The 17,205-nt window shown below is 69.6% G+C and carries 15 protein-coding genes; 1 reads left to right on the top strand and 14 read right to left on the bottom strand.

Features of this window, described 5'->3' with window-relative positions:
* Positions 1-40 precede the first annotated feature (40 nt).
* The 10 genes from cas6e to ACTWNK_RS00515 form a co-directional block, all read right to left on the bottom strand.
* Positions 41-730, bottom strand: a complete 690-nt coding sequence (gene cas6e, locus ACTWNK_RS00560; protein ID WP_474301487.1) for a type I-E CRISPR-associated protein Cas6/Cse3/CasE — start codon at positions 728-730, stop codon at positions 41-43.
* Positions 721-1,452: a type I-E CRISPR-associated protein Cas5/CasD gene (cas5e, locus tag ACTWNK_RS00555; protein WP_474301486.1), complete on the bottom strand. Its 732-nt coding sequence runs from the start codon at positions 1,450-1,452 to the stop codon at positions 721-723. The genes cas6e and cas5e overlap by 10 nt, the downstream gene beginning before the upstream one ends.
* A complete protein-coding gene (cas7e, locus tag ACTWNK_RS00550; RefSeq protein ID WP_474301485.1) occupies positions 1,449-2,573 on the bottom strand; it encodes a type I-E CRISPR-associated protein Cas7/Cse4/CasC in 1,125 nt (374 codons plus the stop codon). Before cas7e ends, cas5e begins: the two co-directional genes overlap by 4 nt.
* Positions 2,570-3,166, bottom strand: a complete 597-nt coding sequence (gene casB, locus ACTWNK_RS00545) for a type I-E CRISPR-associated protein Cse2/CasB (protein ID WP_474301484.1) — start codon at positions 3,164-3,166, stop codon at positions 2,570-2,572. Before casB ends, cas7e begins: the two co-directional genes overlap by 4 nt.
* Complete coding sequence (gene casA / locus ACTWNK_RS00540) at positions 3,159-5,135, bottom strand: type I-E CRISPR-associated protein Cse1/CasA (protein WP_474301483.1); 1,977 nt, start codon at positions 5,133-5,135, stop codon at positions 3,159-3,161. The genes casB and casA overlap by 8 nt, the downstream gene beginning before the upstream one ends.
* 7 nt (positions 5,136-5,142) lie before the next feature.
* Positions 5,143-7,494 (bottom strand): CRISPR-associated helicase Cas3', encoded by a 2,352-nt coding sequence (gene cas3, locus ACTWNK_RS00535; RefSeq protein ID WP_474301482.1) that lies wholly within the window; start codon positions 7,492-7,494, stop codon positions 5,143-5,145.
* Positions 7,491-7,724: a hypothetical protein gene (locus tag ACTWNK_RS00530; protein WP_474301481.1), complete on the bottom strand. Its 234-nt coding sequence runs from the start codon at positions 7,722-7,724 to the stop codon at positions 7,491-7,493. Before ACTWNK_RS00530 ends, cas3 begins: the two co-directional genes overlap by 4 nt.
* 376 nt (positions 7,725-8,100) lie before the next feature.
* Positions 8,101-8,295 carry a hypothetical protein gene (locus ACTWNK_RS00525; protein WP_474301480.1) on the bottom strand — a complete coding sequence of 65 codons (195 nt, stop codon included), beginning with the start codon at positions 8,293-8,295 and terminating at the stop codon, positions 8,101-8,103.
* On the bottom strand, positions 8,292-8,630 hold the full coding sequence (locus tag ACTWNK_RS00520; protein ID WP_474301479.1) for an integrase core domain-containing protein: 339 nt from the start codon (positions 8,628-8,630) through the stop codon (positions 8,292-8,294). Before ACTWNK_RS00520 ends, ACTWNK_RS00525 begins: the two co-directional genes overlap by 4 nt.
* 49 nt (positions 8,631-8,679) lie before the next feature.
* Entirely contained in the window at positions 8,680-8,961 is a 282-nt protein-coding gene (locus ACTWNK_RS00515; RefSeq protein WP_474301478.1) for a hypothetical protein, read from the bottom strand.
* 373 nt (positions 8,962-9,334) lie between these two features.
* On the opposite strand from ACTWNK_RS00515, the gene ACTWNK_RS00510 reads away from it, so the two are divergent.
* Entirely contained in the window at positions 9,335-12,736 is a 3,402-nt protein-coding gene (locus ACTWNK_RS00510; RefSeq protein WP_474301477.1) for a hypothetical protein, read from the top strand.
* 460 nt (positions 12,737-13,196) lie between these two features.
* On the opposite strand, the gene ACTWNK_RS00505 is transcribed toward ACTWNK_RS00510, so the two are convergent.
* The 4 genes from ACTWNK_RS00505 to ACTWNK_RS00490 form a co-directional block, all read right to left on the bottom strand.
* On the bottom strand, positions 13,197-13,928 hold the full coding sequence (locus tag ACTWNK_RS00505) for a Crp/Fnr family transcriptional regulator (protein ID WP_474301476.1): 732 nt from the start codon (positions 13,926-13,928) through the stop codon (positions 13,197-13,199).
* 17 nt (positions 13,929-13,945) lie between these two features.
* Positions 13,946-14,083, bottom strand: coding sequence for a hypothetical protein (locus ACTWNK_RS00500; RefSeq protein WP_474301475.1), 138 nt, complete (start codon positions 14,081-14,083; stop codon positions 13,946-13,948).
* 876 nt (positions 14,084-14,959) lie between these two features.
* Complete coding sequence (locus ACTWNK_RS00495) at positions 14,960-15,943, bottom strand: magnesium and cobalt transport protein CorA (protein ID WP_474301474.1); 984 nt, start codon at positions 15,941-15,943, stop codon at positions 14,960-14,962.
* Between the two features lie 74 nt (positions 15,944-16,017).
* The gene (locus ACTWNK_RS00490; RefSeq protein ID WP_474301473.1) at positions 16,018-16,389 is read right to left on the bottom strand and encodes a hypothetical protein; all 372 of its coding nucleotides are present in this window, start codon (positions 16,387-16,389) and stop codon (positions 16,018-16,020) included.
* Positions 16,390-17,205 lie beyond the last annotated feature (816 nt).

Below are 17,205 nucleotides of genomic sequence, written 5' to 3'. Positions count from 1 at the left end.
TCTGAAGTCAAAGCCGCCGATCGAGGCGCCACGCAACGAGTTACGAAGCGGTACAGGCAGGGATCGTTCGTGCGGGAGCCAGGCTGAGCAGACCGCAGCCGTAGGACTTGGCGCGTCCGATCCCGCTGAGCAGCGCAGCGGTGAAAGCCACGGGATCGGTCACCACGAGGTGACCGTCGTAGCGAACAGGCGCGATGGCGATACGCCGCGCCTCTCGTCTCTTGCCCACCAGTCTGCTCCCCGGAGTGGAGACCGCATCGGGTGCGCCTTGCCGACTGGCCGGAATGACGAATCCGTGCTGCTCACCCTTGCCAATGAGCCACTCGAGTTGCTGGACGGGCTGACGTAAGGGGACACGTCTGCGCCGGTCCGTGTCATCGTCGGCACGAACGCAACGTGTCGGATTGGCCATCAGCCGAAACGCGAATCTCCTGCCCGGCTGGATCGAATCCAGCACCGGCTGGAGGGAACGGACCTCCGCTGGCTTCATCAGCAGCCTTTCCGGAAGCTGGTTCCAGTCGGGAGTGGTATGGCTCTGAACGTACTGAACGATCTGTCCCCCGGGAAGTGGGTCGATGCGCCAGAGGACGCCGTGGATGCTGCGAAAGGTAGCGGTGGGCGGCAGCTCGGGGTAGGCCGACATCACCGTTCTATGCATGTCGTGCACATCTGCGGCGTCGCGCCGAAACACCGGAGAATGCGGATTGATGGTGAGTTTGGTCAGAAACACAGCTTCTCTCCCACAAGAATCATGTCGTCGGTCAGCGGGACGCCACCCGTTCGAACGGTGCGGGGCGCGAAGCGCCTGCTGGCGGCGGCGAAACTGAGCGGCTGATCGTGACGGACCTCTGCCCCGGCCAGACCCGCAGGGCACTCCACGACTGTGCGCAGCATCGGGCGCTCCGCGCGGGCCCTCATCTCGGCGCGCTGCTGACGGGACGCTTCCAGCCAGCCATGCTCGGCGAGAACCTCTTCTGCGGGCCTGGCGACAAGAGCTCCGCCGAGCGGAAGCAACGGACGAGCAGGGACGTAGGCCTTGCGGCCGAAGGAAAGTCGCCAGTGTGGTCGTTCCACCGCCTCGGCGACTCTGGCCAGCATCCGACCGTCGCCCTCCAGCACCACCAGGAAGAGAGCATCGGCCAGGTAGTAGCGTTCGCTCACCACGGTGCGGTGCCCGCGGCCGTGCGTGGTCGGCACGTTCTGGGTGGTGTGGAAGTCCCGCTCCATGACGCCCTCGCGATCCACTCGTACGGCAAGGCGGAGCCGAGCGACGTCGGCAAGGCTCGCATCGTCGTCTCGGTTGATGCCCAGCGCGGCGGCCAGCAGACCCACGACTCCCGATTTCGTCGGCTCGGCCATCGTGTCCCGAATGATCCCGCGCGACCTGATCCCCCAGGACTGCATCGGCGCGTCGAAACACAAGGCGAGGGACAGCACGCCGTCGTGCGTCACCAGCCGTACCCCCCAGCGCCGAGGACGGCGGCGGCGAAAGCGTCGAGGCTGGCCACCGTCTGCATGCCCCCGACAGGGGGAATCGCACCGGACACGGACGCCGCGACCACGGCGCGGATCTGATCTGCGCCGTAGAAACCGTAGAACTTGCCGAAATGCTCGATGAGCCGCCTGGTGGAGGCTTCCATGATGTCGTCGTCGGTGACCGGTTTGAGAAAGGCGTTGGCGAGGTTCCATGCTCCCCGGTCGCGCACTACGGCCAGCAGGGTATCGGGCATCGTCCGTGCCGCCATCGAGTTCTGCTTGCCGCCGGGTACGGCATTGACGAAGGCCAGCAGCCAGGCCCGCGTGGTGCGTTCGGCCAGATCGACATCGCCCTGCAGGTTCTCCGTCAGCTGGGCCAGGTCGACGTTGGCGTAGCGGTAGTAACAGGCGGTGTTGAAGTCGACGGTACCGAGCATGTCGGCGCCGGATTCGGCATCGGGCTTCAGATCGTCGACCGCAGTGAAGAAGTCGAACTCGGTGACGACGACGTGCGTGGAGATCGCGTGGGCGACCTGGGATGCCGCGTTGACGTTGAGATCTTTATTGTCGGCGATCATCCGTCCGAACAGGGCGATGTCCGCGGCTCTGCCCGCGTCGAGAATCCGGCGAACCTCGGCCAGGGCCGCCTTGTTCGGCTTGATCTTCGCCTGCTGCGCGACCGTCCCGGCCGAGGCGAACTCCTCCAGAGCGTCCCGCTCCTTGAGGCAGTACCTCGTCAGGTGATCGATCGACTCGCGGCCAACGAACAACAGGTACTGGGTGAGCCCTCTCGCGTCCAGACCGAAACCCAGCTGCTGCAGCGCGGCCATCGCGATCCGGCGCGCCTGGTCCGGGTCGACCTGCTCCGCGACCAGACCTTCCACCACGTTGTCGAGCAGTCGTTTGGTGCGAACACCGACCTCCGAGCGGTTCAGGCCATACTCCTCGAACAGCAGTCGAGCCGCGCGCTTGAGGCTCTGGCTGGAGATGCGGGCCCGTATATGTCCACCGAAAGTGGCGGTTTTGGGCTGGCCGGTATCGTCCCGGTTGAGATTGCTGACCGGGAAGGACTGGAGTAGGTGCAGTTCGATGATCATTCGGTTGTCTCCGGGAGATCGGGGGCCTCGGGGTCTTCGGCCGTCACCGCCGAGACCGGCATGTGGTACTCCTGGGCCCAGCGGAGGCGCACCCTGCTCGCCCTGTCCCCGCGATGATGCTGGCCGAGCAGGACGACGAGATCGTCGAGGAGCCGGCCGTAGTGCACGGGGACGTCATGGGCGGACAGCAGCGTGATCGCTTGGCGCAGGTGGTGAGGGAGGGTATGTCTGTCCTTGGCGAGGAGAGAGGACAGTCGCCGGTCGACCGTTGAGCTGCCCCGCATCGCGCTCAGCCGACCGAGTGAAGCTCCCAATGAGCGAGAGCCGCTGCCCGTCCAGTTCCGCGGGTGCAGGGCGAACAGACCGCCCAACAGCAGCCAGACCTCCGCTTCCTCGATGTCCTGAGGCATGTCGTGCCGGAACACGACCGCGTACGCCTGGTGCTGCTTGCCCTCAACGAGGCTGTGCCGCAGACAGGCGAGCGTCCGGCGCGCGTCGGCGGACTGGCGCCGCTCCTCCGAGCGCAACCTGCGTTCCAGGCCGCAGAGGTAGGCCACGTAGGCGTGACGCCGCTCGCGGAGTGCATCAGTCATCCGTTTCCTCCGTTCCGGTGACATAGACGGCGATCTTGTCGATGAACGTGCGTTCCGAAACGGCGATTCGGGAGCGGAATGCGCCGTAGTGCTTCCCTAGCACGGCCATCGCGCGTCCCTCCGCCGGCGATCCGGCGACCCAGCGGTCCGCGGCCGAGCCGGCGAGGCGAGTCACCTGCCTGCCCCATGCTCGCGAGGCCGGCATCTCGGTTCTGCCGGCGTTGCGTGCCGTACCGAGATCGATCAGGAAGGCGCCGAAGGGGCGGGAAAGCTGCGGCCAGTAGTGGTGGTCGAGGTCGGGCGCCGCGTTGTCCCGGAACTCCCACCGGTACTGGGCCTGCATCGCGCGCAGAGCGGATCCGACGTCGTCAGCCAGGGTGATCGCGCAGCCGATGAGCGCGCCGAGACTCTCGTCCCGCGCTCGCAGCAGGGGGACGGGTGCCGGGACCTCCTCTTCCATCCACGCCTCCAGCACCGACGCCTTGGAGTCGAGACGTTGCCCGAAGACGCGCAACGTATAAACGGTGTCCAGGGCAATGCGTCGTCGTTCGGCCAGCTCCGCGATCTGGTCGAGGGCAGCCGGGCGCTGCCGGTTCTTGCCCTCCTCCCAAGGGTCGATCAGCAGGAGTTCCGCGCTGTGCCGCCAGATGCCGCGCAGGTGATGAAGCTTGACCGGGAGCAGGGGTTCCTTCCGTTTGAACCGGCCCTTGGCGTCTCGGGGACGCCGGAAGGCCGCCATCATCTCCTCGTCGGGAAGATGCGCGTCCAGCCGCGTCCCGGGGGTGATCACCACGCCGTCCACGAGGGTGTCCTCGCCCAGGCCAGTGGTGGACAACAGCACCCGTCTCGACGGCCAGGTCAGCAGGTCGGTCCACCCGCGTGCCGTACGCTTGCCCGGTCTCGGCGACGGACCCGTCGCGTGCTCCCAGACCGGCCGGTCATCGGGCCCGGTCATGGGCGGTCTCTCGTGGTCTGGCCGGTAAATGAGGGCGTTGAGCAGCAGCGTTTCCTTAAGGCTACGGCCCTCCACGAGCACGACCCCGAAATGGTTGCAGGGCGCCCGCTCCGACGTCTTGTCCTTCTCGTACGGGGTCTTCATGCCCCCGGGATCGAAGGCGTGCAGGGTGACCAACCAGCGGGCCGCTTCTTGCGGGGAGAGCACCATGCGATCGCCGGACGTGGTGTGGTCGAACAGCGTCACGTTGTTGCCGACCGACCGGTAGGGCACGAGCTTGGCCACGGTGGCCGGAGTCAGGGACGCCAGCTCCGCGCACTGCATGAACGGCAGTTCCGGGTGGAATAGGTCGAAGCGGTGTTGGTGCCGCTTCAGGTACGCCTCAAGGACATCGACGGGAAGCCCCTCCTGCGTCCACAGATCTGCCCATACCGCCTCGCTCGGCGGGCCGTACGCGCGGTGGAACAGGGCGAGGAGGAGCCGGTGAAGCGCGGCGGTCATCGTCGGCGCCTCGGCGGCGATCCGCCGGAGCAGGTGCGCGTTGACGAAGACGTCTTTGAGCGCGAAGAGGCTCCCACTGCCGTCGAGCCCGATGGCCGGGATCCAAGGCCGGGTGAGCAGGTCGAAGGAGACCGGACCGACGGTCGTGGGCTCCGGCATGGCTTCTTCTACGTACAGCCCGATCCCCTCGCGATAGCGCAGGACGTGCCCGCCGACCCGGCACCGGCCTTCGGTGAACACCAGGGAGCGGTGCTCGCGCAGCCAAGGTGAGCCCTGGAAGAGCCTGGGCACGGACGTTGCCACCACCGCCCGCACGACCTCGGCGGGCATGTCCCCCGAGACGGCCAGGGAAAGGGAGGCCCCGTCCAGAGCGCGCAGACGCTCACCGTCCGGTGGGCCGGGGTCGCTCAGGTCGATCGGGATGTCGGCATGGATCGGGCTGACCCGGCCGTCTCCAGCCGTCTTCAGGAGAACGACCTCAACGGAGGCGAGCTCATCGACGGAGAGATCCATCTCTAGGTCACCCCTCCCGTGTCCGGCTGGTCGGCTTGCTGTGCCTGGTCAGCTCACCGAGCTTCATGACTGTGGTGGGGTGCGGCAGGTACATCAGCCGGGCGTTGCGCTCGGACCTCTTCCGATAGTCGACGAACTTCTCGGCCGCGACCCTCCACACCTCCTGCCATCCGGCAGGGCAGGCGACGGCCTCCTCGGGCCCGTAAACCGAATCGACCAGATCAGCGACCTCGGTCGAGATGTTCACGCTGGTTCGCTCCCGCAGCAGCGCCCAGGTGCGCAGCAGCGTGATCGGCGCATAGACCGTGTCGAGGTGACGCGGGAACCGTGGACCCGCCTCGGTGTCCTCCACACCAGTGATGGCCAGGACGGCCTCGCCACGCGAGAGCGTCCTGGTGTGGCGGTGGATCCGCCCTGCCCGCTGGATGAGGCTGTCCACCGGGGCCATGTCGGTCAACATGGCATCGAAGTCCAGGTCAAGCCCCTGTTCGAGGACCTGGGTGCTGACCACGATCGCTCTTCGCGGCCGTGCGCCGTCCTTTCCGAAAGCGGCCTTGAGCTCGGCTTCGACCGAGCGCCGTGCCTCGGCGGGCAACCGGCCGTTGATCGCGATCAGGCGCGGCCGCTGTTTCGCGGGCAGAGCGGCGATCCGCGTTTCGAGCGCCTCGTAGGTGGCGACGGCCCTGCCCACCAGGTTGTGCATGACGACGACGCAGCCACCGTCAGTCACCTGGGAGAGGGCCCAGTCGACGGCGTCCTCGTCGCGAACACGGGCCAGTCCGATGTGGCGGTCGGCGTTCAGGTCGGACAGCCCCACCGGTTCGGCCACGGGCTTGCCCATCCCCGCCAGCGTCACCCGGGGGTAGCCGGAGAATGGTTCCATCCGCGGCGTCTCCCGGGGCAGGCAGCGCAGCAGGCCGGACTGCCAGGCCGACACTAGCTCCGCCTTCCGGCCCGCGGGCAAGGTCGCCGAGAGCATCACGACCGATGCTCCTAACCGGCCGAGCCAAGCGAGCAGCCGATCCAGCAGCGTCGACATGTACGTGTCATAGGCGTGCACTTCGTCAATCACGACGACCTTCCCCGCCAGTGCGGTCAGCCGTACGAAGAAGTGGCCCGACCGTATGGCCGCCTTCAGGGCCTGATCGAGCGTGCCGACACCCAGCGGGGCCAGCAAGCTCTTCTTGCGGGTGAACCATTCCTGGGCCTGGACATCGGAGTCGTCGAGATGGTCGCGGCCCACGTCGATCGGGGCCACTTGTTGGTGTTCAGCCGCCCCGGCGTAGATCAGATGGGCGTTGGTCCGGTCGTCGCCGAGCGATTCCAGTAGCTTTTCCAGTTCCTCCAGCATCTGGTTGCTCGTGGCCCGAGTCGGCATCGCGATGTAGGCGCCCATCAGATCCTGACCGCGAACGAGAGCCGCTGCGGCCTGCAACGCGGCCTTCGACTTCCCTTCACCCGTGGGCGCCTCCACGAGGACCAGCGTGGGTTCGTGACGGTCGGCGGTGAGCCTCTCGACAACGGCCTGCACCGGCCGTGGCGCAACCTGCGGGAAAAGTGCCGCGAACGCCGTCGGCGGAGACCATCGGTGCAGGCCGAGGGCGTCCACGGCGAGGGTTGCACGCCGGTTCGCTTCCTTGGCGTATGCCTCGGGGTCGGCGCTGTCGGCATAAGGGAAGGCGCGGACGTCGGAGGCGATCCAGTCGCTGACCGCGGTCAGCGCGGCAAGTCCGGCTGCCGCCGCGATGCTCAGATGGACGTCCTCCCACGGCAGCTCTTCGGGATCAGTCAGGCCACGCAACGCGATGACTTCACGGACGAAGGCGTCGCGCCATCCCTCCCAGGTCTGCCCGCCGTGGTTGTTGATCTCCCGGCGGGCCTGTCGCAGGGCGGCACCATCGGGAAAGAGGCCGTGGTGCCCTCCGAGGGCGACCGCGATCGTTTCGGCCGTGTCGGCAGGAGTCCCCCAGCGGGCGAGGAGGTCCTTCAGGTGCATGGCTGTCACGAGACCGTGCGGCGTGTCGACGCGCGGACCCAGCCCGGCCCGCTTCCGGACCCTTTTCAGGTCTGCCGCCACGGACTCGTCGAAGCGCGCCAAGGCAAGGTCGACCTTGAGCGCCTGGAAGGCGGGAGAGTGTTTTCCAAGATCATGAATTCCACACAGGACGGCGATCCAGGAGTCGGGGTCTCCGAGCGGCTCGAAAGCCGCCCTCAACTCGTTACGGCAGTGCGGTCCGACGATGGTTTCCACCAGACGCTCGGCCACCGCAGCGGTGTCGAGCAGGTGGCAGATCAAAGGATGGTGCCCCCCCCTGGCCGCCTTCGCCCAGGCGGCCAGGGTCGCGGCGGTCGTGGTCACCGGTCGGTACGGCGGAGCAGCTTGACGATCTTCACGAACTGGGTCCCGCCGGTCGCGACGGCCGCCAAGAGGGGAACCAGCGGGCCGCCTGCGCCTTCGAGAATGTGGTCGAGCACGAACCACGTGGGTACGGCGGCGGAGACGGCGATGGCGGCTGCGCAGGCCAGGATGAGGGCCGTGCGCGTGTGCAGCTGGTCGTCCGAGCTCAGGGCACTACTTAGACTGGGCATTGCTTCCTCCAGTATCAAAGGCCAGGGAGCATCGGGTGGCCCCCGATTGCCGCGGGGGTCACCCATCTAATGCGAGTTGTGCGCAGCTCAAAGCGCGAGCAAGTCCTGCATCCCCGCTGAGGCGGGGAGTCGTGCGGGGTGAGCGGGCGCGCCTGCGAAGGTCCAACCCTGGCCCTACCAGGGAAAGCATGCCTGTGACCCCTGCATGCGGGGCCAAGCGTAGCGATATGAGTGACAACCACACAACCCTCTGTAATCCGGTGATACTCACGCTTGCGAGTTGGAACGCTGGTCATGCCTCCGTCAACAAACCACGATGGCGACAGGGGCCCGGTCGCCATCGTCGGTCGGATGTTGCGGGGGTCTTGGCCGCGTTTCATAAGTCGCGGAGCCATTGGTTGATCAAAGCGATCGTCACGGTGGCCTCGAAGTGGAAGGCGAGTCTGTCGTAGCGGACGACCATGCCACGGTTGTGCTTGAGCTGGTTGATGCCGCATTCCACAGCGTGGCGTAACCGGTAGTGGGCCGGGTCGAGGCGCGGCGGCCGCCCCTGCGGGTGCCGCTTATTCATCTGCACAGGTCAAGCTGCGTGTACGTATTCCTTGAGGAGGCCGCCGAGTCGATCATGTCGGCGGATATCGAGGCTCTCGTGATTTCGACCGGGATGGTGCTCGGCTCGGGCAGGGGTCGGAGTGGCGCTGCCTGTCTGAGGGTCCGGTGTGGTCGATGTTTGTTGTAGAAGGTTTCGAACTCTCGCAGTGCGTGGAGTAGATGAGGTTGGTTCCAAATCAGGGTCCGGTCCAGCAGTTCGCGGCGGCAGGTCTGGATCCAGCGCTTCATGACGGAGTTCATGCGTGGGATGCGGATGCCTGTGGTGACGACCCGTATCGCGGCGTCGGTCAGCACGGCATCGAGGGCCGCGGTGAACTTGGCGTCGCGGTCGCGGATGAGGAACCTAGCGCAGGTGCCCCACCTCTTTCAGGTCCATGAGGAGGTTACGGCCGAGTTGCGTGACCCACTGACCGGTGGGGTGGGCGCTGGCGCCAAGGATGCGGACGCGGCGGGTGGCATGCTCGATGACGGCGAAGACGTAGAGTCGCGCCCCGGTCAGGGTGCGGACTTCGACGAAGTTACATGCCAGGAGTGCGTCGGCTTGGTCGCGCAGGAAGTCGGCCCAACCGGTGTGGGAGCGTTGCAGGGACGGAGCGATACCGTGCTCTTGCAAGATCTCCCACACGGTGGAGGCGGCGATCCTGATACCGGGTGCGGCCAGTTCGCCATGGATACGCCTGTAGCCCCAGGGGGGTTTTCCGCAAAGGTTGCCGACCGTTTCTGCGTCGGCGCGCGACCTGCGGCAGGCGTCGGCGCCGCGTCACATCTGGGCCGATCGGAGCCTGATCGCATCACGTGCAGCCCGTGCGCCATGGCCCGGCGGGTGCGTGCCGCCGGGGCTTGGTCTGCCGCCAGGTGGCAGGAGCACACGTGCCTGCCCAGGCGCTGTTCAGGCGGCCCTGGCGGGTCTGGCGCAAGGACACACCCAGATGGTGGTCGTGACAGCGGCGTTGTCGGCCTGCCCTCGATGCGGGCGCTTCGAGCGATATCTTCCCTGTGTGACCCACCTGCCCTCTTCACCCTCCGGCCCGGAGCCGGACGGCGAGCGCGTGCAGGTGATGCGGGCCGGAGTGCGCACCCGGGTGGCGCGGTGGCTGCGCACCGGCGCGTCGGCGGCTCATCGGTGGACTCCGGCGGCGGTGCTGGCCATGGTCTCGGCCGGGGCGTTCGCGCCGTTGCTGATCTCCGAGGGCGGTGTGGTCGCGGTGGGCGCCGCCGGGGTGGGGGCGCTGACCGCGGTCGGCGGGAATGTGCTCACCGACCTGGTCAAAGCGGCGGTGACCAAGCTGGGCCCCACCGCGCCCTTGTCTTTGGAACAGGTCCAAGACCGGCTGGAGCGCGAGCTGGAGCATTCGATCGGGCAGGTCTTGCGCCAGGACGGGCAGCGGGCTGATGTCCTGCGGGCCGATCTGGCGCACTTGTTGCGCCGGGTGGAAGTGAGCGAGACGGTGGTGCGGGCGGCCGCGCAGGAGGGCAGCCGGGAGCTGGGCGACCGGCTGGCCGCCGGACTGCTGGCCCTGGGGCAGCAGTTTGGCGAGTTCACCTTCCTGCTGGCGGGGCTGAGCGATCAGATGCAGGTGATGCTGGAGCGCCAGCGCCGCCAGGGTGATGACACCCAGATCCTGCTGGAACAGGTCGCCCAGATCAGCACCCACCTGCACGAGGCGGGGGCCGGCGCAGACCGGCCGCCGGCATCGGCGGGGTGGGCGCTGGATCAGATCACCGACCCGTTCGCGCTGGAGGTGCACCACCCGATCCAGGCCGGCATCGTCGGCGGCGAGGGCGAGGGCGAGGGCGGGCTGCCGGTTCTGCCCGTCTACGTCCGCCGTGCTCACGACCACCGCCTGGCCGAGGTGGCCGCCCGCGCGGCCGGCGGGCGCAGCTCGATCGCGGTCGTGGTGGGAGGCTCCTCCACCGGCAAGACCCGCGCCTGCTGGGAGGTCTTGCACCTGCTGCGCGGCCTGGAGAGGCCATGGCGGCTGTGGCACCCCATCGACCCCGGCCGCCCGGAAGCCGCCCTTGCCTCGCTGCCCCAGGTGGGGCCGCGCACGGTGGTGTGGCTGAACGAGGCCCAGTTCTACCTGGCCGACCCGGGGCTGGGTGAGCAGGTGGCCGCCGGGCTGCGCGAGCTGCTTCGCGACCCGGGGCGCGGCCCGGTCCTGGTGCTGGCCACCTTGTGGCCCCTGCACTGGCAGGCCCTGACCGCCCGCCCTGACCGCGAGCGCCACGACGCGCACTCCCACGCCCGCGAGTTGCTGAGCGGGCACGCCATCGCCGTGCCGGACACCTTCGCCGGCCCCGATCTGCAGGCGCTGGCCGCTCGCAGTGGTCTCGACCCCCGGCTGGCCCAGGCGGCCAGGTACGCCGCCGACGGCCAGGTGACTCAGTACCTGGCCGGGGCGCCGATGCTGCTGGAGCGCTACGACCAGGCCCCGCCCCTGGTGAGGGCGTTGATCCACGCGGCGATGGACGCGCGTCGGCTGGGGTGCGGCCCGCATCTGCCGCTGGCGTTGCTGGCCGGTGCCGCCCCCGGGTATCTGAGCGCGTCGCAGTGGGAGCAGGCCGGCGGGGACTGGCTGCAGCAGGCGCTGGCGTATGCGGGTACCGGCGCGGGCGGCCTGCCCGGCCTGCTCAGCGCCGTCCAGGTCAAGGCGCCGCGCAACCGCCGCCCCCCGCGCGCCACCCCTGCTGCCGATCGCCGTCCACGCCCCGTGGCGGGGCCGGTATATCGGCTGGCCGATGTGCTGGAGCAGTACGGCTACCGCCACCGCGCCGACCAGATCCCGCCGATCGACTTCTGGGTCGCCGCCGCCCACGCTCATCCGGCCGATCTGGCCGCCCTCGCCGACTCCGCCCATCAGCGGGGCCTGCTGCGCGATGCCGCCCAGCTGTACAAGATCGCCGCCGGTCACGGGGACGCCCGCGCCGCGGCCGCCCTCGCCGGGCCGCTGCGCCCCTTCGCTCCCGGCGATGAGCGCCCCGGCGATTGGGCCGTCACGCACGCCGATCTCACCGACCCCGCAGCGGTCGCAAAGCTGCTGGACAGCCTGCGCGCGGCGGGCGCCGAAGATCAGGTGCAGGTGCTGCTGGAGCGCGACCCCGCCGCCCACGCCGACCCCGCCGCCCACCCCTACGCCGTGATCGGGCTGCTGGACAGCTTGCGCGAGGTGGGAGCCGAGGAGCAGGTGCGGGTGCTGGCCGGGCGAGCCGCCGCCCACGTCGGCCTGACTAACCCGAATGTGGTGTACAGGTTGCTCGACAGCCTGCGCGCGGCGGGCGCCGAGAAGCAGCTGCGAGTGCTGCTGGCCCGCGACCCCGCCACCCACACCGACCCCATCGACCACCCCTACGCCGTGTCCTGGTTGCTGGACAGCTTGCGCGCGGCCGGAGCCGAGGAGCAGGTGCGGGTCTTGGCGGGGCGCGCCGCCGCCCACACCGGGTTCACCAACCTGGACGGGGTGCACAGGCTGCTGAGCAGCCTGCGTGCGGCGGGCGCCGAGGAGGAGGTGCGGGTGCTGGCCGGGCGGGTCATCGCGCACACCGATCTCACCCATCCGGGCGCCGTGGCCCGGCTGCTGGAGGGGCTGCACGCAGCGGGCGCCGAAGATCAGGTGCGAGTGCTGCTGGAGCGAGACCTGGCCGCCTGCGCCGACCCCGACCTTCATCCCCTCACCGTGGCCAGGCTGCTGGACAGCCTGCACGCGGTGGGAGCCGAGGACCAGGCGCGCGAACTGGCCGGGCGAGCCGCCGCCCGCATCAGCATTACCCACCCGCATGGAGTGGCCCGGCTGCTGGACAGCCTGCGCGCGGCAGGCGCCGAAGATCAGGTGCGGGTGCTGCTGGAGCGCGACCCCGCCACCCACGCCGACCTGTCCCACCCCTACGTCCTGGGCGACCTCCTGGAGAGCCTGCACGCGGTCGGCGCCGAGGAGCAGGTCGACGTGCTCGCCACGCGAGTCGTCACCTACGCCGACTACATCCACCCGCGTGTCCTGTCCAGACTGCTGGACAGCCTGCACACGGTGGGAGCCGAGGACCAGCTGCGGGTGCTGGCCGCGCGAGCCGCCACCGGCGCCGGCCTCGTCCATGGCGACCCGGACGACATCGTCAGCCTGCTGGAGAGCCTGCACACGACAGGAACGCGGAAGCAGGTCCTCCACCTGACCGAACGAGCCGTCGCCCACACCGATCCCACCAACCCCTACGCCGTGATGAGGCTCCTGGACGGGCTGGGAGGAGTGGGAGCAGACGACCAGATCCGCGCCCTGGCCGGCAAGCTCCCCGCAGGCGGGCAGTTCCAGCAGTTCCTGACGATCGGTGATCATCGGGAGCGGTTCCGGTTCGGGCGCGAACCCGACGGGCGCCCAGCGGCCCCGTGGAGCTGGACCGACCTGCAATGATCACGACCCCGGCCGAGGTCGTGCACGCCCCCGGGGTGCACGCTCTCGGCGCGGGAGCAACACCGCTGCCGAAGCCTTCGACTCCTGCGTCGGTGCCGGTCGTGTGATGCGGGGCCTCACCCGGGAGCCGCCGGGCCTGCCGGTGAGGTGGCGTCGTCGTGCCCCAGGGGGTGGTGCGGGGCCGGCGACCCCTCCTGCGACGGCCCCGCACCACCATGGGACGTCCGACATCGTAGAGTTATCAAACATTCACTGAATGTCAGGGAGGGGGTTGGGGTTCCCACTTCTGCGCCCGATGGTTGCCTTGGGCCGACAAACCGGCCCAAGACACACCCTCCCGGCAGCGCGCCGGTACCGGCGATCACATGGGCCCCGCCTCGCCGCCTCAGCGCGCGATCGCGAGACCCCCGCGCCTGCTCGCGGCCCCCACCTTCCGGGTGGGGAAGGACGCGCTCTGTTCTCAGGTGAAGGAGGCCGAGCAGCGGCGCAGGGCCGTCACGTCGGTGACACTGAGGCGGGAGTGGCTGGTGCTCACCCACCCCTCGGCGCGCCACCGGGTCAGCAGCCGCGTCAGGCAGGAGGGGCTGGCGCCGATCCACGCGGCCAGATCCTGCTGGGTGAGCGGCACCGCCAGGTCGAGCCGGCCGGTGCGCGAGCTGGGGTGCTCGCCGAAGCGGTGACGCAGGGCCAGCAGCAGCTGAGCCAGGCGCACCTCGGCGGGCAGCCGCCGGCTGGTGTACAGGTGGGCCAGCATGCGCGTCTGCGCCGCCATCGCCTGCATGACGCGCAGGCGCAGGTTGTGCAGCAGGCCGAGCACCTCATCGACGTGGTAGTCGCGCACCTCCAGCACCGTGCCGCGTGACAGGGCGACGGCCTGCAGGGGGCCGGGGTCGCTCAGCCACAGCGGGTGGTGCGAGCGCATGGCGTGCATGGCGCTGAGCAGGTCGCCGCACCCGGCCATGTCGAGCACTGTGCGCTCGGCCTGCCCCGGGCGGGTTTCCGTCCGTACCCAGCAGGCGGAGGTGATGACGGTGAGCGCCGGGTCGTCACCGGCCAGCAGCAGGTCTCCTTTCCAGATGTTGCGCTGGGTGCCCAGGCGCAGGAGCAGCTCTTGCTCGTGGGCGGTGAGCAGCTGCCAGAAGGTGGGGTGGGTGGCGCGCAGGTGGCGCCGTGCGGGGGGTGTCGTCGCCATGACCGGCCCGGCCCTCTCTACAGCCCGCACAGCCGGTGGAAGGCGAGCCGGGTGGCTGGGCCGCCCCCGCCGGGAGGCGGCAGCGCCCCTTGGGCCTGCTGCGGGATCGCTGCCGCCTGCTCGGCCGGTGGGCCGATGACAAAAGCTCCGGGCATGACAAAGCCCTTTCTCTTCCGATTCCCCTTGCGGGAATGCGCCTCTTCGCCGGACGATGCACAGAAATTCACGCGGTGCGCAGCCGTGGTAAGGGGCTGCGGGGATGACCATAGACGTTTTCATCCGCATCTGACAAAGGAAACGAAAACGCGACATGATCAACACGGAACAGGGCCCCGGCCTGCACTCCCCCGCGAAAACCTGGTCATGTGGTCTTCTTTTCCAGGGGTGAAGATCCGCCGGGGGGCGCGTTTCTTGCCAAACGGTGTCTGTTCTTTCCCCCGCCATGCGATAGCGTGGTTTTGCTGGTTTCCCTTTGCGCCTCTTCGCCGGAGCACGACGGGGTCAGCGACCGGGCGGGCGGCCGGAGTGGTAACCGGCCCCCGCCCGCTGCAGGCAGCCGCGCCGAGACGGCCGCCGGATGCGGGGCCGTCAACCCCGCCCGAGGGCGCCTTCCCGGACCCGTCCGCCTCCCCAGCCCTGGCCACCGCCGCCCGGCGCTCCCGGCTCACCCCGGCAGGCGGCAACTCCTGCTCCCGGCACGCAGGCGCGATCGCGGGCGCAGCTCGTGGGCAAGGTTGTCTCAGTCCGGCTGCTGACGGTGTCACCACAGATACGCCGCTGCGCCGCGATCATGAGGTGGCCCAAGCCGCCCCGGCCTCGGCCCGCCCTCGCTCGCGGACTGGGCCTAGGCAGCGGGCGCGCCGCCTAGGCCCTCGGGCCGGAGGCAGCCGGCCGGGGCCGCCGGGGGCCGCCGGGGGCCGCCGGGGGCCGCCCGTCCGCGACGAACGGCGGGCACGGCATCGTAGCCAGCGGCCACATCCAGGCCGGGCAGCGCAGCAGAGCGCGGCCCGGCGGCCTGCGCTGGCCTGGGGTCACAGCCAGCCGTTGCGGCGGAAGGCATGATGCAGCCACCAGCAGGCGCCGCCCATCACCACCATCGCGGCCGGGTAGCCGAACGACCAGTTCAGCTCCGGCATGTGGGTGAAGTTCATCCCGTACACCCCGGCGACCAGGGTGGGAGCAGCGATGATCGCCGCCCAGGCGGAGATCTTGCGCATGTCCTCGTTCTGCCACATGCTGATCTGCCCCAGATGCGCATCCAGGATGGAAGTGAGCAACTCCTCGCTGGAGCGCACCGACCGGGCGGCGGCGCGCACATGGTGGGCGACCTCGCGAAAGGGCGGATGCTGCAGTTGCGGCAGCGGGAAACGGCCCGACAGCAGGTCGTCGGCGACCGGCTCCAGCGGGCCGACGGCGTCGCGGAACTCAATCACCTCGCGCAGCAGGAAGTAGATGTCGCCCACCGCGTCCACCCGCCCGCCGTTGAACAGGCGCCGCTCCAGGGCGGTGACATCCTTGGCGACCTCGGCGGCGGCCCCCAGATAACCGTCGACCGTCTCGTCCATCAGCGCGCCGACCGCTCCCCACGGGCCCTGGGCGCGCAGGCCGGCGTCGGAGCCCAGGCGGGTGCGCAGGGCGGCCACCGGGTCGCGCGGCCCCCGGCGGACGGTGACCAGCAGCTTCGTGTCAATCAGGATCGGCAGCTCGCCGGTCTCGACGGCGGAGGTGTCCTCCACGTACCACACCGGTTTGATCGCCAGCAGGTGCAGGGTGCCGAACCGGTCACCGCGGGCGTGCTGCGGCCCGAACATCGCGCTTTCGACGGCGGACCGGTCCAGGCCCAGCTCCGCCGCCAGGTCGTCGAGGTCGCCATCGTGCGGATCGGCGGCTTCGGCCCACAGGTAACCGTGCTCGGGCAGGCCTTCCATCACGGCGGGCAGGTGCCGCGCCTGCCCGGCGTCCAAGGCCGTCAGCCCGCCGGGGGTGCACTCCCACAGACGCCACGCCGTGCTCATCCCCCGACGATGCCATGCGGCCGCGGCCGGGGTGCGGCACGCCACGCCGCGCGACCGGCCTGGTGCGCCGCAGGTCAGGCGGCCTTGGCCCAGACGCATCCGCCGTTGAACGTGACGAACTCACCCGCCTTGATGGTGACCGACTGCGGGCCGTCACCGAGGTGGTTGGCGATGATAGCGCCGAAGTCTCCGGAGTCGTCCTTGGTCCGCGCCCAGTAGCAGCTCCTCACGCTGGCGGCGTCGTTGCCCCTGGTCTTGTAGCGGCCAGCTGGAATGTCGGTCCCGACCTGGTCCACGCCGCCGCTGAAGGTGGCGGGCACGCCCTGCCCGCTCCCGGCGGGCGCAGGCGGGGGCGGGGGTGGTGTATCCGCCGCGGGCGGCGCCGCCTCGGTCTCGGTCTCGGTCGTGGTGACGGTGATCGTCGGCGCGGGTGCACTCGCCGCCACGACCACGGCGGTGGCGGCCGCGCACGCGCGCCGGAGCCTCCCCGATCACACTGCCCCTGCCCCAGCTTCCATGCCGTACCCCCGTTGCCCTATCACCTCCAGTAGACCTTCCCTCGCCCCTGCTAGACGAGCGACACACCGCCTCGTGAACGCATCCATGAACACTCCCAGCCACCGCTTTCCCGACCTGGGCGACCAATGACCCGCTGGAGACCCGAACCGCAGGGGCCCTGCCCTTCAACCGGAGGCAGCCATCACGCGCCCGCGCATCCGCAGAACAGCACCGCCTATCCGGTGGTCAGCTACTCCGCCCGCACGCGTCACAGGGGGATGTTCCTCCTCAGCCGTCGGCCCGGGAAGCTGCTGCTGTGTCGGCCCCGCGCACGCGGGGATTCCCCTAAAAACCGGCCAAGCCCGGGCATCAGCCTCGCCGCTTCAGCAACCGCCCTCGGCCGGTGACGGCAGCAACCACCTGGCTACCTCACGGACCGGGCCTGAGCGTTGAGCACAACGGATGCGCGAGCCGGACCACACTCCGGCGCCAGCGGTCGGGGCTCGCAGGCCGCTCTCGCATGGAAGGGCAGAGGCAGGGCCTCGCGCTCACCTTCACCCCCGCGCCCAGTGTGCTCCTTCCCGGCACGCCCCTGCGGCCTGGCGCCGTCGGTGAGCGCAGCAGGGGTGCGGCTGCGGGTCAGCATGCACATCACCAGCAGCCCGGTGAGTGCAAGGGCAGCCTGGATGATGAAGATCAATATCATGTCTGCGCTCATGTCACGCTCCTTCCGGGCGGTCACCGGCACGACCTGAGATCTGGGC

This window comes from Nonomuraea sp. IBHARD001 (genome assembly GCF_056106265.1).
The sequence above is the reverse complement of the archived record's forward strand: the minus strand, read 5'-3'. Positions and strand labels throughout refer to the sequence as shown.